The sequence below is a fragment of the Tardiphaga sp. genome (assembly GCF_025356345.1).
Lineage (GTDB): Bacteria > Pseudomonadota > Alphaproteobacteria > Rhizobiales > Xanthobacteraceae > Tardiphaga.
Genome location: NZ_JANXTC010000361.1, coordinates 1 through 17,708, shown reverse-complemented (window position 1 = coordinate 17,708; position 17,708 = coordinate 1). Strand labels below are relative to the sequence as shown.

At 62.9% G+C, this 17,708-nt stretch carries 18 protein-coding genes and 1 pseudogene; 13 read left to right on the top strand and 6 right to left on the bottom strand.

Features of this window, described 5'->3' with window-relative positions:
* Positions 1-223: 223 nt before the first annotated feature.
* Together Q0S16_RS21665 and Q0S16_RS21660 are read right to left on the bottom strand one after the other, a co-directional pair.
* Positions 224-436 (bottom strand): SDR family oxidoreductase, encoded by a 213-nt coding sequence (locus Q0S16_RS21665; protein WP_295852912.1) that lies wholly within the window; start codon positions 434-436, stop codon positions 224-226.
* Between the two features lie 19 nt (positions 437-455).
* Positions 456-674 carry a hypothetical protein gene (locus Q0S16_RS21660; protein ID WP_295852907.1) on the bottom strand — a complete coding sequence of 73 codons (219 nt, stop codon included), beginning with the start codon at positions 672-674 and terminating at the stop codon, positions 456-458.
* 223 nt (positions 675-897) lie between these two features.
* Between Q0S16_RS21660 and topA the strand changes: the two genes are divergently transcribed.
* The 7 genes from topA to rpmG all read left to right on the top strand — a co-directional run bounded on the left by topA (position 898) and on the right by rpmG (position 9,422).
* Complete coding sequence (gene topA, locus Q0S16_RS21655) at positions 898-3,672, top strand: type I DNA topoisomerase (RefSeq protein ID WP_295852905.1); 2,775 nt, start codon at positions 898-900, stop codon at positions 3,670-3,672.
* Between the two features lie 2 nt (positions 3,673-3,674).
* Positions 3,675-6,092, top strand: coding sequence for a ribonuclease R (rnr, locus tag Q0S16_RS21650; protein ID WP_295852903.1), 2,418 nt, complete (start codon positions 3,675-3,677; stop codon positions 6,090-6,092).
* Positions 6,089-6,532: a DUF983 domain-containing protein gene (locus Q0S16_RS21645; protein ID WP_295852900.1), complete on the top strand. Its 444-nt coding sequence runs from the start codon at positions 6,089-6,091 to the stop codon at positions 6,530-6,532. Before rnr ends, Q0S16_RS21645 begins: the two co-directional genes overlap by 4 nt.
* Before the next feature lie 49 nt (positions 6,533-6,581).
* Positions 6,582-7,313, top strand: coding sequence for an NUDIX hydrolase (locus Q0S16_RS21640; RefSeq protein ID WP_295852898.1), 732 nt, complete (start codon positions 6,582-6,584; stop codon positions 7,311-7,313).
* Between the two features lie 102 nt (positions 7,314-7,415).
* Positions 7,416-7,640, top strand: a complete 225-nt coding sequence (locus tag Q0S16_RS21635; RefSeq protein WP_295852896.1) for a hypothetical protein — start codon at positions 7,416-7,418, stop codon at positions 7,638-7,640.
* 164 nt (positions 7,641-7,804) lie between these two features.
* Positions 7,805-9,130 carry an LLM class flavin-dependent oxidoreductase gene (locus Q0S16_RS21630; RefSeq protein ID WP_295852894.1) on the top strand — a complete coding sequence of 442 codons (1,326 nt, stop codon included), beginning with the start codon at positions 7,805-7,807 and terminating at the stop codon, positions 9,128-9,130.
* A 124-nt stretch (positions 9,131-9,254) separates the two neighbouring features.
* The gene (gene rpmG / locus Q0S16_RS21625) at positions 9,255-9,422 is read left to right on the top strand and encodes a 50S ribosomal protein L33 (protein WP_011472688.1); all 168 of its coding nucleotides are present in this window, start codon (positions 9,255-9,257) and stop codon (positions 9,420-9,422) included.
* A gap of 144 nt (positions 9,423-9,566) precedes the next feature.
* On the opposite strand, the gene Q0S16_RS21620 is transcribed toward rpmG, so the two are convergent.
* Both Q0S16_RS21620 and Q0S16_RS21615 read right to left on the bottom strand, forming a co-directional pair.
* Positions 9,567-10,940, bottom strand: coding sequence for a PleD family two-component system response regulator (locus Q0S16_RS21620; protein WP_295852889.1), 1,374 nt, complete (start codon positions 10,938-10,940; stop codon positions 9,567-9,569).
* Between the two features lie 10 nt (positions 10,941-10,950).
* On the bottom strand, positions 10,951-11,316 hold the full coding sequence (locus Q0S16_RS21615; RefSeq protein WP_295852886.1) for a response regulator: 366 nt from the start codon (positions 11,314-11,316) through the stop codon (positions 10,951-10,953).
* Between the two features lie 219 nt (positions 11,317-11,535).
* Between Q0S16_RS21615 and Q0S16_RS21610 the strand changes: the two genes are divergently transcribed.
* Positions 11,536-11,835, top strand: coding sequence for a DUF3572 domain-containing protein (locus Q0S16_RS21610; protein WP_295852910.1), 300 nt, complete (start codon positions 11,536-11,538; stop codon positions 11,833-11,835).
* On the top strand, positions 11,832-13,127 hold the full coding sequence (locus Q0S16_RS21605; RefSeq protein ID WP_295852884.1) for a DNA polymerase IV: 1,296 nt from the start codon (positions 11,832-11,834) through the stop codon (positions 13,125-13,127). Before Q0S16_RS21610 ends, Q0S16_RS21605 begins: the two co-directional genes overlap by 4 nt.
* Before the next feature lie 152 nt (positions 13,128-13,279).
* On the opposite strand, the gene Q0S16_RS21600 is transcribed toward Q0S16_RS21605, so the two are convergent.
* Positions 13,280-14,065, bottom strand: coding sequence for a cell envelope integrity EipB family protein (locus Q0S16_RS21600; RefSeq protein ID WP_295852908.1), 786 nt, complete (start codon positions 14,063-14,065; stop codon positions 13,280-13,282).
* Between the two features lie 367 nt (positions 14,066-14,432).
* On the opposite strand from Q0S16_RS21600, the gene Q0S16_RS21595 reads away from it, so the two are divergent.
* From Q0S16_RS21595 to Q0S16_RS21580, 4 genes are all read left to right on the top strand, one after another.
* On the top strand, positions 14,433-14,900 hold the full coding sequence (locus Q0S16_RS21595) for a RidA family protein (protein ID WP_295852882.1): 468 nt from the start codon (positions 14,433-14,435) through the stop codon (positions 14,898-14,900).
* Positions 14,901-14,915: 15 nt separating this feature from the next.
* Positions 14,916-15,668, top strand: a complete 753-nt coding sequence (locus Q0S16_RS21590; protein WP_295852881.1) for a glycerophosphodiester phosphodiesterase — start codon at positions 14,916-14,918, stop codon at positions 15,666-15,668.
* An 82-nt stretch (positions 15,669-15,750) separates the two neighbouring features.
* Positions 15,751-17,016, top strand: a complete 1,266-nt coding sequence (locus Q0S16_RS21585; RefSeq protein WP_295852879.1) for a GNAT family N-acetyltransferase — start codon at positions 15,751-15,753, stop codon at positions 17,014-17,016.
* A 58-nt stretch (positions 17,017-17,074) separates the two neighbouring features.
* Positions 17,075-17,503, top strand: a complete 429-nt coding sequence (locus Q0S16_RS21580) for an HIT domain-containing protein (RefSeq protein ID WP_295852876.1) — start codon at positions 17,075-17,077, stop codon at positions 17,501-17,503.
* 83 nt (positions 17,504-17,586) lie between these two features.
* On the opposite strand, the pseudogene Q0S16_RS21575 reads toward Q0S16_RS21580, so the two are convergent.
* A pseudogene (locus tag Q0S16_RS21575) lies at positions 17,587-17,708 on the bottom strand (tRNA (N6-threonylcarbamoyladenosine(37)-N6)-methyltransferase TrmO); the annotation flags it as partial.

Below are 17,708 nucleotides of genomic sequence, written 5' to 3'. Positions count from 1 at the left end.
GCCGAGGGCATCAATTTGGGACCCGAGCATCGCGAGAAAGCAATTTCCAGCGCCCTACAGGCAGCAACGAATCTGCGCGCCGCGTAACGCGATGTCATTCCGGGGCGGGAGCAGCGATAGCTGCGACCGAACCCGGAATCGCGAGATGGGACGCTGAACATGTCGAGGTTCCGGGTTTGCAGCCGGCTAGCGCCGCCTGCCCCCCGGAACGACAATAGGGACGTCAGCCGAGATAGATCGGCGCGCCGGAAGGGGATGCGGTAGCGCCACCGTCGACGAACAGTTCCTGTCCTTGAATATGCGCCGCGTCGTCGGAGGCAAGAAACAGTACCGTCTTTGAAATATGCTCGGGTTCGCCGATCCGCTTCAGCGGCGTGGCGCGCTCGACGCTCGAGCTGCACGCCGCTGACGGGCGGCTGCTCGGCTTTGGCGACACGGCCGCCAAGCTGGTCGACTCAGCCGCCTGATGGCCGGCGCCGGCTGCCGCGCCGCAAGATCTCTTCAGTCTCCAGATGCGTCATGTCGATCAGATAGACCAGCATCTCGTGACGATGGCGTCGCGCCAGGCGTCCGAGATCCTCGAGCGCACGCATTATAAAGTGCGCGGCCTCCAGAGGGCCGCCGTCGCCCGGAGGTTCGTCATCCGGCGCGTGGAGGGCTCCATCCGATGACATTTCCGGTCCTTTCGACGCCACGCCAGCAATCTCCCATTGACGAAATTATCACAACTATTCGGTGTAAAATACAACCTTTAGTTGGTGTCATTTTATCCATCCCGCCCCCCATTCGCGCTGGGCGATTTGACACGGACCAGCTTCACACCCATGTTCGCGGCGAAACGGCCGACGCGACTCTCGCGGAACCGGCCCGAATTTCCCCTTAAGCCATTGGAATGACATGAATATCGTCATTGTCGAGTCGCCATCCAAGGCCAAGACGATCAACAAGTACCTCGGTTCCGACTACGAGGTGCTGGCATCGTTCGGCCATGTTCGTGACCTTCCTGCCAAGAATGGATCGGTCGATCCGGACGCCAATTTCCAGATGATCTGGGAGATCGATCCGAAGGCGGCCGGCCGCCTCAATGACATCGCCCGGGCGCTCAAGGGCGCCGACAAGCTGATCCTCGCAACCGATCCGGATCGCGAGGGGGAAGCGATTTCCTGGCACGTGCTCGAAGTGCTGAAGGAAAAGCGCGCGATCAAGGACCACAAGATCGAACGCGTCGTGTTCAACGCCATCACCAAGCAGGCGGTGACGGAAGCGATGAAGAATCCGCGCCAGATCGATGGTGCGCTGGTCGATGCCTATATGGCGCGCCGCGCGCTGGACTATCTGGTCGGCTTTACGCTCTCCCCCGTGCTGTGGCGAAAACTGCCCGGCGCCCGCTCCGCCGGCCGCGTGCAGTCGGTCGCGCTGCGGCTGGTCTGCGACCGCGAGCTCGAAATCGAAAAATTCATCCCGCGTGAATACTGGTCGCTGGTCACCACGCTGGCGACGCCGCGCGGTGACAGCTTTGAAGCGCGCTTGATCGGCGCCGACGGCAAGAAGATCCAGCGTCTCGACATCGGCACCGGCGACGAGGCCGAGGATTTCCGCCAGGCGATCGAAGCCGCCAAATTTGAAGTCACCACCGTCGAGGCCAAGCCGGCACGCCGCAATCCGCAGGCGCCGTTCACGACCTCGACGTTGCAACAGGAGGCCAGCCGCAAGCTCGGCTTCGCCCCGGCGCACACCATGCGCATCGCGCAGCGTCTCTATGAAGGCATCGACATCGGCGGCGAGACCACCGGTCTGATCACCTATATGCGAACCGACGGCGTGCAGATCGACGGCTCGGCCATCACCCAGGCCCGCGAAGTGATCGGCGAAGACTACGGCAAGCAATATGTCCCAGGCGTCGCGCGACAATATTCGACAAAGGCCAAGAACGCCCAGGAAGCGCATGAAGAGATTCGCCCGACAGATCTGTCGCGCCGCCCCGCCAGCCTGCGCGGCCGGCTCGATACCGATCAGGCCAAGCTCTATGAGCTGATCTGGGTCCGCACCATCGCCAGCCAGATGGAATCGGCCGAGATGGAGCGCACCACGGTCGACATTTCCGCCAAGGCCGGCACCCGCGTGCTGGAATTGCGCGCGACCGGCCAGGTCGTGAAGTTCGACGGCTTCCTCGCGGTCTACCAGGAAGGCAAGGATGACGACGCCGACGACGAGGATTCACGCCGCCTGCCCGCGATGAGCGAAGGCGAGGCGCTGAAGAAAGAGAACCTCGCCGTCACCCAGCATTTTACCGAGCCGCCGCCGCGCTTCTCGGAAGCTTCACTCGTGAAGCGGATGGAAGAGCTGAGCATCGGCCGGCCCTCGACCTACGCCTCGATCCTGCAGGTGTTGAAAGACCGAGGCTATGTACGGCTCGAAAAGAAGCGCCTCTATGGTGAGGACAAGGGCCGCGTCGTCGTCGCGTTCCTGGAGAACTTCTTCGCCCGCTATGTGGAGTACGACTTCACCGCGGCACTGGAGGAGAAGCTTGATCGCGTCTCCAACAACGAGATCTCCTGGCAGCAGGTATTGCGCGATTTCTGGACCGACTTCATCGGTGCCGTCAACGAGATCAAGGATCTTCGCGTCACCGAAGTGCTCGACGCCCTCGACGACATGCTCGGCCCGCACATCTACGCGCCGCGCGAAGATGGCGGTGATCCCCGGCAGTGCCCGACCTGTGGCACCGGCAAGCTCAACCTCAAGGCTGGCAAGTTCGGCGCCTTCGTCGGCTGCTCGAACTATCCGGAATGCCGCTACACGCGTCCGCTGGCCGCGGACAGCGGCGCCAATGCCGACCGCGTGCTCGGCAAGGACCCGCTGACCGACCGTGACGTGGCGGTAAAGGCCGGCCGGTTCGGGCCGTACATCCAGCTCGGCGACGTCAAGGACTACGCCGAAGGCGAAAAACCGAAGCGCGCCGGCATTCCGAAAAACACCTCGCCGAGCGATGTCGAGCTCGACCTGGCGCTCAAGCTGCTGTCATTGCCGCGCGAGATCGGCAAGCATCCGGAGAGCGGCGAACCGATCACCGCCGGCCTCGGCAGGTTCGGGCCGTTCGTCCGTCATGAGAAGACCTATGCCAGCCTCGAGGCCGGCGACGAGGTGTTCGACATCGGGCTCAATCGCGCGGTGACGCTGATTGCCGAAAAGATCCTGAAGGGCCCGAGCGGCCGCAAGTTCGGCGCCGATCCCGGCAAGCCGCTGGGCGAGCATCCGACGCTGGGCGGCGTTGCCGTCAAGGGCGGGCGCTACGGCGCCTATGTCACCGCCGGCGGCGTCAATGCGACGATCCCCAGCGACAAGACGCAGGAAACCATCACGCTGGAAGAAGCCATCGCGCTGATCGACGAACGCGCCGCCAAGGGCGGCGGCAAGCCGAAGCGTGGTGCCAAAAAGACCCCGGCGAAGAAGGCCGCCGCCAAGGTCACCGCCAAGGCGGATGCCGCCGAGAAGAAGCCGGCCAAGAAAGCAGTTGCCAAGAAGGCGGTTGCGAAAAAAGCCGCCGCCAAGCCGAAGGCCGAAGGTGCCGCTGCCAGCAAGGCCCGCGCGCCCGTGAAGGCCAAAACGTCGCCGGCCAAGAAGGCCGCGAAAAAACCTGCCGCGAAGAAGAGCGCGGGCAAGAACGGATAATTGTGAGCAAGAAACGGGATAGTGGGTTTCCAAGCCGGGATGCGATCGTGGCGTTCGTCCGCACGAATCCTGGCAAGATAGGTACCCGCGAAATCGCGCGGGAGTTTGGCCTCAAGAACGCCGCCCGTATCGAATTGAAGCAGATTTTGCGCGAGCTCGCCCATGAGGGCGTGATCGCCAAGCAGGGCAAGGCGATCCGCGAGCCCGCGGCGCTGCCCCCGACCGTGCTGGTCGACATCACCGGCCGCGACCGCGACGGCGAGCTGATCGCGACTCCCACCGAGTGGGATGAAGTCGCCAACGGCGCCACGCCAAAGATCCGCATCCACGTGGCACGACGCCCCCTGCCCGGTACCGCCGCCGGGATCGGCGATCGCGCGATGCTACGCATCGAGAAGATCGAGACGGAAGGAGAGTCCGTTGCCTATCGCGGCCGGGTCATCAAGCTGGTCGACAAGGCCAAGGCGCGGCTGCTCGGAATCTATCGCGCGTTGCCCGGTGGCGGCGGACGGCTGGTCCCGGTCGACAAGAAACAGGCCGGTCGCGGCGAACTCAACATCTCGGCCAATGACAGCAACGGCGCCGAGGATGGCGACCTGGTCAGCGTCGACCTGATCCATACCCGCGGCTATGGGCTGGCTTCCGGCAAGGTCAAGGAACGGCTCGGCTCGCTATCGAGCGAAAAGGCGGTCAGCCTGATCGCCATCCACTCCCACGAAATTCCGCAGGCCTTCTCATCGGCTGCTATCGAGGAATCCGAGGCGGCCCAGCCGGCGACGCTGGCGGGCCGCGAGGACTGGCGCGATGTACCGCTGGTCACCATCGATCCGCCGGACGCCAAGGACCATGATGACGCGGTCTATGCGCGGCCCGATCCCGACAATAAGGGCGGCTACATCGTTACCGTCGCGATCGCCGACGTTGCGTTCTATGTGCGACCCGGCTCGGCGCTGGACCGCGATGCGCTGACGCGTGGCAACTCGGTGTATTTTCCCGACCGCGTCGTGCCGATGTTGCCGGAGCGGATCTCCAACAATCTGTGCTCGCTGGTTCCAGGCGAGGCGCGCGGCGCGCTGGCCGTGCGCATGGTGATCGGCGCCGACGGCCGCAAGCGCTCTCACACCTTCCACCGCATCCTGATGCGCTCGGCGGCCAAGCTGAGCTACGCGCAGGCGCAAGCCGCGATCGACGGCCGCCCCGACGATACCACCGGCCCGATTCTCGAAGCGATCCTGCAGCCGCTGTACGACGCCTATGCGCTGGTAAAACTCGCCCGCGACGAACGGGACCCGCTCGACCTCGACATTCCCGAGCGAAAAATCCTGCTGAAGCCCGATGGCACGGTAGATCGTGTGATCGTACCGGAGCGCCTCGATGCGCATAAATTGATCGAGGAGTTCATGATCCTCGCCAATGTCGCCGCGGCGGAGATGCTTGAAAAAAGGGCGCTACCGCTTATCTACAGGGTGCACGACGAGCCTTCGCAGGAGAAGGTCCATAATCTGCAGGAATTCCTCAAGACCCTCGATCTGCCGTTTGCCAAGACCGGTGCGTTGCGACCTTCGCTGTTCAACGGCGTGCTCGCAAAAGTGAAGGGTCACGATTCCGAACCGCTGGTGAACGAAGTGGTGTTGCGATCGCAAGCCCAGGCTGAATACGCCTCGGAAAACTACGGACATTTCGGTCTGAACCTGCGCCGCTATGCGCATTTCACCTCGCCGATCCGGCGCTACGCCGATCTGGTCGTGCATCGCGCGCTGATCCGCGGGCTTGGACTTGGTGAAGGCGCCTTGCCGGAAACGGAGACGATGGAAACGCTGGCGGAAGTCGCAGCGCAGATTTCGGTCACCGAACGCCGCGCCATGAAGGCGGAGCGTGAAACTTCTGACCGGTTGATCGCCCACTTCCTGGCCGACCGCATCGGCGCGACATTCCAGGGCCGCATCTCCGGTGTCACCCGCGCCGGACTGTTCGTGAAGCTGAGTGATACCGGCGCCGACGGGTTGATTCCGATCCGCACGCTCGGCACCGAATACTTCAACTATGATGAAGCCCGCCACGCGCTGGTCGGAACGCGCAGCGGTGCGATGCACCGATTGGGCGACGTGGTCGATGTGCGGCTGGTCGAAGCCGCGCCGGTGGCGGGCGCATTACGTTTTGAACTTCTTTCCGAAGGCCACGTTGAACGCAAAGGTCAACGCCGCGATGCCCGAGGCGATGGCGCAGCCGGTATTGGACGGCATCCGGGCAGCAAGTCGGTCAAGATCGCCAAGAAACTCGATAAGAAACTCGACAAGAAGCCTGCCAGGCCGCCGAAAAAGGTCAAGCTTGGACGGAATGCCCGATTGAAAGCCAAGGCCGCTTCAGGCACTGCGGGCGAGAAAAGCGCTCCAAAGCCGAACAAGGGGAGATCGTCGTGACGACAGACACAACCGCCAAGTCCTTAGCTGGCAAGACCAACACCTGGCCGGCTGCACTCGATCCCGTTGCCAAGCGCGATGTCTGGACCGCGATGAAGCGCGGCTTCGTCGGGCGCTGCCCGAATTGCGGCGAAGGCAAACTGTTTCGCGCCTTCCTGAAAGTCGACGATCACTGCTCGGTCTGCAGCCAGGACTTTTCGGCGCATCGCGCCGACGATCTGCCCGCCTATCTCGTGATCGTCATTGTCGGCCATCTGCTGGTACCGATGATCCTGTGGATCGAGACCGACTATGCGCCGGCGATATGGCTGCAACTGGCGGTATATCTGCCGTTCACCCTGTTCGCGTCGCTAGCCTTGCTGCAACCGGTCAAGGGAGCCGTGGTCGGCCTGCAATGGGCATTCCGGATGCATGGATTTGGCGACGGCGACCACGACTGATACGCTGGCCGTCCATCGCAAGTAAAAACAAGAAAAGTTCGAGGGCGCCATGAGCGAAATACAGATCGGCAAGGAAGCGGATCACCATCCCTACAAGCGCCCCCGCGATGCGGCGACATTGATGCTGGTGGATCGTTCCGGCCCGATCCCCAAGGTGCTGGTCGGCAAGCGTCACGCCAATGTGGTCTTCATGCCCGGCAAGTTCGTGTTTCCCGGTGGCAGCGTCGACAAGACCGACAACAAGATCCCGATCGCCGCGCCGCTGCCGCCCGAGTTGGAGGCCAACCTTGCCAAGGGCAGTCCGAAGACGGCGCCGTCACGCGCGCGCTCACTGGCGGTCGCCGCGATCCGGGAGGCCTGCGAAGAGACCGGGCTGTGCCTCGGCCGCAAGGCCGACGGTGCCACCAGGCCATTGCCGGGACCGTGGGCGGCGTTCAGCGATGCGGGGTTGTTGCCGGATCCCTCCGGCCTGTTTCTGATCGCCCGCGCCATCACCCCGCCCGGTCGGATCAAGCGTTTCGATACCAGGTTCTTCACGGCTGATGCCTCCGCCATCGCCCATCGCATCGAGGGCGTCATCCATGCCGATGCTGAACTGGTCGAACTGGTCTGGGTCGAACTCGGCTCCGAGCATCTGGCCGACGCCCACGCAATGACCAAGAACGTACTTAATCAGTTGCAGAAGCGACTGGCCACCGGCCCGCTGCGGCACGACGCACCGCTGCCCTTCTTCCATTGGTGCGGCGGTAAAATGCAACTCGACTTTTTGCCGACCGACTAATCTGAACGAAGCTTGAACTCGGCCTTATTTTCACAATTTTCTTAACTCAATCCTCGACAATAGTGGATAGATACCACCTCTCCAGTGCGAGGAGTTCAGACGATGGGGCAGATGCACCGTTTCGAGGAGGATGTTGGTTTTTCGACGTTCACGACGGCGTCTTTGGAATACCGGCAGGCGGCGGCATCGCTTGGGCGAAAGGCCAGTATGGAAGACGACATCGACAAGGTGCGCGTGTTTCTTGATCTCGCGTTGTCATGGATCCAACTGGCGGAAAACGAAGAGCTTCTGGCCAGCGAATCCCGTTCCATGGCCCGCGCCTTCTGAAGTGATAGCATCGCCCGGCTATGGCCATCGATCCGTCCAGAACGCGACGCCCTGGTAGAAAACCATCGTACCACCGCGATAAATCGCAATAATCTTCTCGCGATCCGTGATGCCTTCCGCGCGCGCCGTTCCTATCTCTTCATGGTCATCAAAGCGGGGACCATATGGCGAAGCGTCAATTGCGGCTCGGGGCCTTTATGCGGCCCGTCAGCATTCACACCGGCGCCTGGCGCTATCCGGGCGCGGTGCCCGATGCCAATTTCAACTTCCCGGTGCTAAAGCAGCTCATTCAAAAACTGGAAGCCGGCAAGTTCGACGCCTTCTTCATGGCTGACCATCTGGCCGTGCTCAACATGCCGATCGAGGCGCTGAAGCGCAGCCACACCGTGACCTCCTTCGAACCGTTCACGCTATTGTCGGCGCTCGCGGCGGTCACCGAGAACATCGGGCTGATCGCCACCGGCTCCACCACCTTCGACGAGCCCTATCACGTCGCCCGCCGCTTCGCCTCGCTGGACCACATCAGCAATGGCCGCGCCGGCTGGAATATCGTCACCACCTCGAATCCGGATGCCGCGCTCAACTTCGGCCTCGACGATCACATGGAGCACGCCGAGCGTTACAGGCGCGCCCGTGAATTCTACGACGTCGTGACGGGCCTGTGGGATTCCTTTGCCGACGACGCGTTTGTGCGCGACGTGGAGAGCGGCCTCTACATGGATCCCGACAGGATGCATGTGCTCGATCACAACGGAAAATATTTCAAGGTTCGCGGGCCGCTCAACATCGCCCGCCCGGTGCAGGGCTGGCCGGTAATCGTACAGGCCGGCGCCTCCGACGATGGCCGGCAACTCGCCGCCGAAACCGCCGAAGCCGTGTTCACCGGCGGCGGCGCGCTGTCCGATGCGCGAAAGCTCTATGCCGACATCAAGGGCCGCATGGACAGGCTTGGCCGCAACCGCGACCACCTCAAGATCCTGCCCGGTGCGTTCGTCGTGGTTGGCGACAGCCTCGAGCAGGCAAAAGAGAAACGCGCTCTGCTGGACAGCAAGGTGCACTACGCCAACGCCATTGCTTCGCTGTCGATCATGATCGGCTCTGATGCTTCCGGTTTCGATCCCGATGGCCCCCTGCCCGAAATCCCGGAAACCAATGCCAGCAAGAGCGGGCGCCAGCGCGTGATCGATCTGGCCGCGCGGGAGAACCTCACGGTGCGCGAATTGGCGCAGCGGCTTGGCGGCTATGGTGGCTCGGCCTTTGTCGGCACGCCGCAAACCATCGCCGACGAGATGGAGGAATGGCTGGTCTCCGAGGGCTGCGATGGCTTCAACATCATGTTCCCGTTCCTGCCCGAGGGCCTCGACGACTTCGTCGACAAGGTCGTTCCAGAGCTGCAAGAACGCGGAATCTTCCGCACCCAGTACGAAGGCACCACGCTGCGGGAGAATCTGGGCCTGCCGCGGCCGGAAAACCGCTTCTTTCCAGGCTAACGGACCGGATTCCCGGGCTTATTCGATCCGGAAAACCTTGACTTTGGGGCGTTCGAGGCTAGTTTGCGCCCCAACGCGGCCAGTGCTCTGGCTGTCATCGATTCCTGACATCAGAGGTTCTACCATGGCCAAAGCGGTCACCATCAAGATCAAGCTCGTCTCCACCGCGGATACCGGCTTCTATTATGTCGCCAAGAAGAATTCGCGCACCATGACCGACAAGATGGTCAAGAAAAAGTACGACCCCGTCGCGCGCAAGCACGTCGAGTTCAAGGAATCCAAGATCAAGTAATCGCTGCTGTCAGCTGCTGACGGATTGAACGGGGCCTTTCAGGCCCCGTTTTCCGTTGGAACCCGGCGACTACCACCGACGCCGCGCAGTACGAGCCGCGGCCTCGCGCAGCCCTGGAACGATTGATCTGGCGAGGGGATCGACTCAGGCCGCAGCGGAGACAACGCGATTGCGGCCGTCATGCTTGGCGCGATACAGCGCGACGTCGGCACGCTTGAGCACGTCGGTAATCGGCTCGCTCTTCTTCTCCAGCGTCGACAGGCCGATCGAGATCGTGACCTCGATGCGCTTGTTGCCCTTGTCGATGGAAAATGGTTCCCCGGCGATCGAGCGGCGCAGCCGCTCGGCCACCATGCCCGCCACATGCACATCGGTCTCCGGCATCACGATAACGAACTCCTCGCCACCGTAACGGCACGCCAGATCGATGCCGCGAATCGACTTGCGGATCCGCACCGCGAATTCGCGCAGCACGTCGTCGCCGGCGTCATGGCCATAGGTGTCATTGATCGACTTGAAAAAGTCGATGTCGAGCATCATCAGGGCCAGCGGCTTGCCGCGCACCCCGGCCTGCTCGGCCAAGGCTTCCAAATGGCTTTCCATGTAGCGGCGGTTATGAAGTCCGGTGAGTCCGTCGGTGATCGCGGCCTCGATCGAATGCTGCACATTGTCGCGCAGATGATCGGTGTAGCGGCGACGGCGAATCTGGGTGCGCGCCCGCGCCAGCAATTCATTCTTATCGACCGGACGTATCAGATAGTCGTTGACGCCGATTTCAAGTCCGCGAAGCAGCCGCGCATTATTGTCGGCATCGGCGATCGCCAGGATTGGCACCTGCCGGGTGCGCTCCAGCGAACGCGCCTGGCTGCACAGTCGCAATCCGTCGAAATTCTCCAGACCCAGCGACACGATCAGCAAATCGTAATTGCCCTCGGCTGCGTGAAACAGCGCTTCGGCGGGATTGGATTCAACGTCTACCGTATGTTCGGCGCTCAGCACGGGCGCCAGTCGCTCGTAGGATGACGGCCGGTCGTCGATCAGCAGAATGCGTCCACCAAGGCCGAGATCAGCCACCGCGCTGCGCTCCGGCGCCTGCACGCCGATTTCCAGGGAGGTGATGGCGCGCATCCGCAGCTCATCGGTCATCATCTTCAACCGCGTCAGCGAGCGCACCCGCGCAATCAGCACGGCGTCCGCGACCGGCTTGGTAAGAAAGTCATCGGCGCCCGCTTCCAGGCCACGCACGCGGTCAGCCGGCGAATCCAGCGCGGTCACCATCACCACGGGAATGAAATGCGTTTTCGGATTGGCTTTCAGGCGGCGGCAGACCTCGAAGCCATCCATGTCGGGCATCATGACGTCGAGCAGGATCAGGTCGCATTCCGAGCGGGTACAGATCTCGAGCGCCTGCGCACCGTTCGACGCGGTGATGACATCGAAATATTCCGCCGACAGGCGGGCTTCCAGCAGCTTTACGTTGGCGGGGATGTCGTCGACGACCAGAATGCGTGCGGACATCGTGAACTCCTCAACCGATAAACCGACGGACGGTCTCGATAAACTTTCCAACCGAGATGGGTTTGGACAAATAGGCTTCACAACCGCCTTCACGGATGCGTTCTTCGTCGCCCTTCATGGCGAAGGCGGTAACGGCGACGACGGGGATCATGCGCAATTCCGGGTCGCTCTTGATCCAGCCCGTGACTTCAAGGCCGGAGACCTGTGGCAGCTGAATGTCCATCAGGATCAGATCGGGGCGCAGCTTCTTGACGAGGTCGAGCGCCTCGAATCCATTGCTGGTGCCCACGGTCAGATAGCCGTGAGCTTCCAGCAAATCGCGAAAGAGCTTCATATTGAGCTCGTTGTCTTCCACGATGAGGACGGTTTTAGCCATCCCGCCTCCAATCCCGAACGTCAACGTTCTCTTTTGCGCCGGGCCTGATTGCCCCGCGGTATCCATAAATGTCGCAGGCGAGTGGTCCGACGTCGCTCTGGTCACCCCACCAGAGCGCCCTTGCCGTGGCCGCGCTTCCAGTAGCTGGAAACACCCCGGTGACTCGGGCATGATGAGTCAAAATAGAGACGATAAGTTACGGAAAGGCAAACAGGCATGCTGAAAAAGCGTCCACACAACCCGAGCCAAGTGGCTGAAATCGTTGCAATTCAGGCGCTTTCTTTCGTCGCCGGCGAACCCGAGCGTCTCGGCCTTTTTCTGTCCGAAAGCGGAATCGGCCCGGAAACCCTGCGTTCAGCCGCCAAGGACCCGCAATTTCTGGTCAGCGTTCTCGACTTTGTGCTGCGCGACGACGAAACGGTACAGGCCTTTTCGGCATCCTCGCAGCTGCATCCCACGACCATCGCCGCCGCCCGGCAGGCGCTGGGCGATCCCCATATCGAGCGCGACATCCCGTGACGGCCTCGCCGACAGAGCCGAGCGGACCGCGCGGATTCTGCCGGGATTGCCTTGCCGATCAGAACGTCACGGCCAGGCGCTGCAGCGCCTGCGGCTCGCCACGGCTGGTGCGGCACCATGCGCTACCGCAACTGACGCTGGCCCATATCGACTGCGACGCCTTCTACGCTACGGTGGAAAAGCGCGATAATCCGGAGTTGGCTGACCGTCCGGTGATCATCGGCGGCGGCAAGCGCGGCGTGGTGTCGGCGGCCTGCTACATCGCGCGCACCTTCGGCGTGCGCTCGGCGATGCCGATGTTCAAGGCACTGGAGCTGTGTCCATCGGCCGCGGTGGTGCGGCCGGACATGGCCAAATATGTCAGGGTCGGTAGGGAAGTGCGCCATGCCATGCAGGCGCTGACGCCCTTGGTCGAGCCGCTGTCGATCGATGAGGCATTTCTCGACCTGTCGGGCACCGAGCGCGTCCACGGCATGATCCCCGCCAAGGTACTGGCGCGGTTTGCCAGCCAGATCGAACGCGAGGTCGGGATCACCGTGTCGGTCGGCCTGTCGGTGAACAAGTTTCTGGCCAAGATCGCCTCCGATCTCGACAAGCCACGCGGCTTCGCCACGCTGGACCAGGACGATGCCCGCGCGATGCTGGCCGACCGACCGGTCGGCTTCATCTACGGCGTCGGGCCCGCCACGGCCGAACGGCTGTCGCAAAAGGGCTTTCGCCGGATTGCCGACCTGCAGAAGGCCGACGAGATCGACCTGATGCGACAATTCGGCGGCGAGGGTCGCCGTCTCTGGCGTCTCGCCCGCGGCATCGACGACCGCGACGTGGTGCCGGACCGCGGCGCCAAGACGATATCGAACGAGACCACGTTCAACGACGACATCCGCGATTTTGCGACTCTGGAAAAAATCCTGTGGCGCTTGTCGGAAAAAGTATCATCGCGGCTGAAGAGCGGCGAACTGGCCGGCACCACCGTCACGCTGAAGCTGAAGACCGCGGATTTCCGCCAGCGCACCAGATCACAATCGATCCACGCGCCCACCCAGCTGGCGGCAAAGATCTTCTCGATCAGCCGCGAAATGCTGGCCAGGGAGACCGACGGTACTGTCTTCCGCCTGATCGGCACCGGCGTCAGCGCGCTGAAGCCCGGCTCGGAGGCCGGCGACACCGACATGATCGATCGCCGCTCGGCGCATGCCGAACGCGCGATGGATGATCTGCGGAAGAAGTTCGGCGACGCGGCGGTGATCCGCGGCATCGCCTATGACGGGCCGGAGAAGGTGCGGGAGTAATCTGTCTCGTGCCCCGGACACGATGCAACACGAAATGTTGCTTCGCTGAGCCGGGGCCGTCTCAAACGCCGGTACTTGCGACGGTCCCGGCTCCGCGGAGCAGCGTTTCACGCTGCACCGCGTCCGGGACAAGTATGATTACAACGACCTGCTCACTTGCAGGGCTTGCTGTCCTTGACGTTGAACTGGCCCATCGTGCCGGCAATGACAAAGTCGTTGTAGTCCAGCACCAGCGCGCGCGACACGCCGTTCTCATACAATTCGAACGACATCGCATAGACCGGCGTCTGCTCGCCGCCCTCGGTCTTGGCGCCCTGGTCGAAATAGCTGACGGTCACCGGCCAGCGTGTCAGGGTCTTCATCGCAGCGCTGGAGGTCGAAGGATCCGGCTCCGCGATTTTGCGGTCGCCGGGGATCGGCTGGCCGATGATCGTCAGCGTGTTGTAGACCTTTTCGCCGGTGTCGGAGCCGTCATAGACGCTGAGTTCGAGCACCGACTTGCCGGCGCGCGCCGCCTCGATGATGCGGTGGATCTGCTCGGTCGGAAACACGGTCGCGGCGGGCAGCGTGAAGGTCTTCACCACCGGCTGCTTCAGCTTGACGGTGATGTGGTCGGCATCGCGCTCCGCCATGCCGTCGATGGCCGTGGGGTCGCCATCGTTCATGCGGGTGTCGATCTTGAAGCGGTAACTCTTGCCGGCGCCGTCTTCCCAGCTGGTCGAGCGCAAATCACTCAACGTGTTCTTGTCATCGCCGCTGCTCAGTTCAGACACCTGACGAAAATCCGACGTATATCCCTCGCAGGCGCTGCCGGTAAAATTATAGAGGATGCGACCGCTGGCGCTGTTGATGCTGGCATTACCACGGGATTTTTGCAGCTTCAGCTCATACAGCGCCTGATGCGCCATGAACGGCGTGGCCGTGGCGGCCTGCGCCATGCTGCCGAATCCCGCCGCCAGCGCAACCGTCAGGCCGGCAGCAACGCCTATCCGCAGGGTGGCGGCCTGAAGACGCGAAATCGGATGGGTGCGACGCATGGAATTTCCCTAGATTGGCGAAGTTGCAACATAGAGACCGCGCTATTGCGCCGCAACTGGGGCGGTGCGGCGCGAAACTGCGCAAATTGCGGAGATGCAATCAGTCGCGGCTATCGGTGCCCCCCCGGGGGGAAGCGGGCCGTCTCCCGACGCCGCCGACGATCTCGTACGGTCCCTTGCATCGATCAGCGTGATGCGGGAAACAGGCTTCGCCGGAACGGTTTGGTCAGATCTGTTCGGGCGAAACATCGAGCAATCGGGGAACATGATGGCAGGAACGGTCGAGCAAAAACTCGCGACACTGGGCGTGACGCTGCATGAACCCAGCAGTCCCGTCGCCAATTATGTCGGCTTTGTCCGCACCGGTAATCTGCTGTTCGTGTCCGGCCAGGTCTGCGTCAGCCCTGAGGGTCAGTTACTGGCCAAGGGCAAGCTCGGCGCCGGCGTCTCCATCGAGCAGGGCCACGCCGCCGCGCGTGGCTGCGCGATCAATCTGCTGTCCCAGGTCAAGGCTGCGCTTGGCGATCTCGACAAGGTCGCGCGCGTCGTCCGCCTCGGCGGCTTCGTCAATTCGGCGCCGGATTTCGTCGACGGGCCCAAGGTGCTGAATGGCGCTTCGGACCTGATGGTCGCCGCGTTCGGCGACAAAGGCCGCCACGCCCGCACCACAGTCGGCGTCGCCTCCCTGCCCGCGGACGCCGCGGTCGAGGTCGAAGCCGTGTTCGAAGTCGCCTGAGTCCGGAATTCGATGATGCGCGCACCTGACTGGCTTACCGCGCGCCCTGTCGCGCATCGTGGTCTGCACGATCGCGCCCATGGCGTGATCGAAAACATGCCGGGTGCGATCAGCGCCGCCGTCGCCGGTAATTTCAGCATCGAGGTCGACCTGCAGCTTTCTGCCGACGGCGAAGCCATGGTGCATCACGACCACAGGCTGGGGCGCTTGACCATTGGCGAAGGCGCCCTGCTCGACAAGACCGCCGCCGAGTTGAAACAGGTCCGCTTCAAGGATACCGACGAGCGGATGATGACGCTCGGCGACCTCTGCGCGCTGGTCGGCGGCCGGGTGGCGCTGGTGATCGAACTGAAAAGCCACTTCGACGGCGACCGCAGGGTCGTGGCCCGCACGATCGAGATCCTGAAATCCTATCGCGGCCCGGCGGCGGTGATGTCGTTCGATCCCGACAAGGTACTGGCGTTGCGGGAGATGATGCCGGAACTGCCGCGCGGCATCGTCGCGCAGCGCCGCTATGATGACGGCGAATGGTTGACCCTCACCCCGGCGCAGCGCCGCGGCATGCTGCAACTCCGCCATGCCTTTTCCACCCGGCCGCATTTCGTCGCCTATTCGGTCAACCAGCTGCCGGCGCCGGCACCGTGGATCGCGCGCCATTTGTTCGGCTGCGCCCTGCTGACCTGGACCGTGCGCACGCCGGAACAGCGCGCCATCGCAGCCGCCCACGCCGACCAGATGATCTTTGAAGGATTCCGGCCGGACACCTGACCCTTGAAGTCATCAGCGCGATGCACAATTCTACAGTCGGTCGCCGCGACGGCTGATCGCTAACGACCGGTTCAACTGATTGATGACATCGTCCGACATAACGCTCGAAGCCGTCTCCTCCATCAGCCAGATCGCGGCCGCAGACTGGGATGCCTGCGCCACTTCCAGGGCCGATCCGGGAGACCTCCAGGAACTTGACACGCTGGCCGCCGCGCGCCAGCCACAGCCCCCCTGCTCCACCTCGGTAACAACCTACAACCCATTCGTTTCGCACGCTTTTTTCTCCGCGCTCGAGAAATCAAACTCGGCCTGCGCGCGCACCGGCTGGGGCCCGCGGCACCTGGTTGCCCGGCAGCATGGCGGTGTCGTCGGCATCGTGCCCTGTTATCTCAAGTCGCATTCGCAGGGCGAATACGTGTTCGACCGCGGTTGGGCCGATGCCTATGAGCGCGCCGGCGGGCAATATTATCCCAAGCTGCAGGCCTCGGTTCCCTTCACACCGGCGACCGGTCCGCGATTGCTGATCCGCGACAGCAGCGATACTGGGCGCATCGGCGCGGCGCTAGCCGGCGGCCTGGTGGGGCTTTGCGACGCCACCAACGCCTCCTCGGTGCATGTCACTTTTGCAAAGGAAAGAGAGTGGAATTTCCTGGCCGGGCGCGGTTTTCTGGAGCGCACCGACCAGCAGTTCCATTTCCACAATGCGGGCTACCGGACCTTCGACGACTTTCTCGCCACCCTGAACTCGCGGCACCGCAAGGCGATCAAGCGCGAGCGCCGCGATGCGCTGGCCAACGGCATCACCATCCACGCGCTCACCGGCGCCGACATCACCGAAGATGCGTGGGAGGCGTTCTACGAATTCTACATGGAGACCGGCTCGCGGAAATGGGGCCGGCCGTATCTGACCCGCGCGTTCTATTCGCTGATCGGCGAGACCATGGCGAAGGACGTGGCCTTGATCATGGCTAAGCGCGACGGCAAATGGATCGCTGGCGCCATCAATTTCATCGGATCAGATACGCTGTTCGGCCGGCACTGGGGCGCCATCGAGCACCATCCGTTCCTGCATTTCGAGGTCTGCTATTATCAGGCGATCGATTTTGCGATCGCGCGCGGCCTGAAGACGGTCGAGGCCGGCGCGCAGGGCGAGCACAAGATCGCCCGTGGCTACCTGCCGCAGACCACCTACTCCGCGCATTACATCGCCGACCCCGGCTTTCGCCGCGCGGTGGCCGATTATCTCACGCATGAGCGCGCCCATGTCGCCGCGGCGGTGCGCGAACTGACCGAGGCCGGCCCGTTCCGCAAGGGCGACATCCACAGCACCCATGAAGAGCCCGACTGAGCCACGCTTGACCGCTTCGCGCCGCGCGGCGACAGTCGCCGAAATTCCGGGAGGCCCCATGACCGCTTACGACCCCAACAACATCTTCGCCAAGATTTTGCGTGGCGAATTTCCCTGTTACAAGGTTTATGAGGACGACCATGTTTTGGCCTTCCTCGACATCATGCCGCGCTCGACCGGCCACACACTGGTGATTCCCAAGGCGCCGGCACGCAATATTTTCGACATCACCGCCGAGGATTACGGCCACGTCGCCCGCGGCGCACACAAGATTGCCGCCGCCGCCAAGACGGCCTTCAAGGCTGACGGCATGACCATCGGGCAATTCAGCGAAGCATCCGGCGGCCAGGTGGTGTTTCACCTGCATATGCATGTGATGCCGCGCCACGACGATGTTGCGCTGCTGCCGCCGACGTCGCGCAAGGAAGACCCCAAGGTGCTGGAAGACCATGCGACCAAGCTGATCGCGGCGCTGCAGGCGTTTTAAACCGTAGGATGGGTCGAGCGCCTTCGCGAACCCCATCATCCGCGGGTGATGGGGTTCGCGAAGGGCTCAACCCATCCTACAAATTATTCCGTCTGGAAATCGCCGGGCTGTGGCGGCGCCCGCGGTGTGAACTCGCAGCGGTCGGGCTTCAGATCCAGAAGCGGCGTTTCATCGAGACAGTCGAGGCCGCGCACCAACACCGTGG

What these genes read in the sequence shown, in the direction of transcription:
- Q0S16_RS21660 (WP_295852907.1), bottom strand. Translation starts at nt 674, where the DNA reads ATGTCATCGGATGGAGCCCTCCACGCGCCGGATGACGAACCTCCGGGC.
- topA (WP_295852905.1), top strand. Translation starts at nt 898, where the DNA reads ATGAATATCGTCATTGTCGAGTCGCCATCCAAGGCCAAGACGATCAAC.
- Q0S16_RS21640 (WP_295852898.1), top strand. Translation starts at nt 6,582, where the DNA reads ATGAGCGAAATACAGATCGGCAAGGAAGCGGATCACCATCCCTACAAG.
- Q0S16_RS21635 (WP_295852896.1), top strand. Translation starts at nt 7,416, where the DNA reads ATGGGGCAGATGCACCGTTTCGAGGAGGATGTTGGTTTTTCGACGTTC.
- Q0S16_RS21630 (WP_295852894.1), top strand. Translation starts at nt 7,805, where the DNA reads ATGGCGAAGCGTCAATTGCGGCTCGGGGCCTTTATGCGGCCCGTCAGC.
- rpmG (WP_011472688.1), top strand. Translation starts at nt 9,255, where the DNA reads ATGGCCAAAGCGGTCACCATCAAGATCAAGCTCGTCTCCACCGCGGAT.
- Q0S16_RS21620 (WP_295852889.1), bottom strand. Translation starts at nt 10,940, where the DNA reads ATGTCCGCACGCATTCTGGTCGTCGACGACATCCCCGCCAACGTAAAG.
- Q0S16_RS21615 (WP_295852886.1), bottom strand. Translation starts at nt 11,316, where the DNA reads ATGGCTAAAACCGTCCTCATCGTGGAAGACAACGAGCTCAATATGAAG.
- Q0S16_RS21600 (WP_295852908.1), bottom strand. Translation starts at nt 14,065, where the DNA reads ATGGCGCAGGCCGCCACGGCCACGCCGTTCATGGCGCATCAGGCGCTG.
- Q0S16_RS21595 (WP_295852882.1), top strand. Translation starts at nt 14,433, where the DNA reads ATGGCAGGAACGGTCGAGCAAAAACTCGCGACACTGGGCGTGACGCTG.
- Q0S16_RS21590 (WP_295852881.1), top strand. Translation starts at nt 14,916, where the DNA reads ATGCGCGCACCTGACTGGCTTACCGCGCGCCCTGTCGCGCATCGTGGT.
- Q0S16_RS21585 (WP_295852879.1), top strand. Translation starts at nt 15,751, where the DNA reads ATGACATCGTCCGACATAACGCTCGAAGCCGTCTCCTCCATCAGCCAG.
- Q0S16_RS21580 (WP_295852876.1), top strand. Translation starts at nt 17,075, where the DNA reads ATGACCGCTTACGACCCCAACAACATCTTCGCCAAGATTTTGCGTGGC.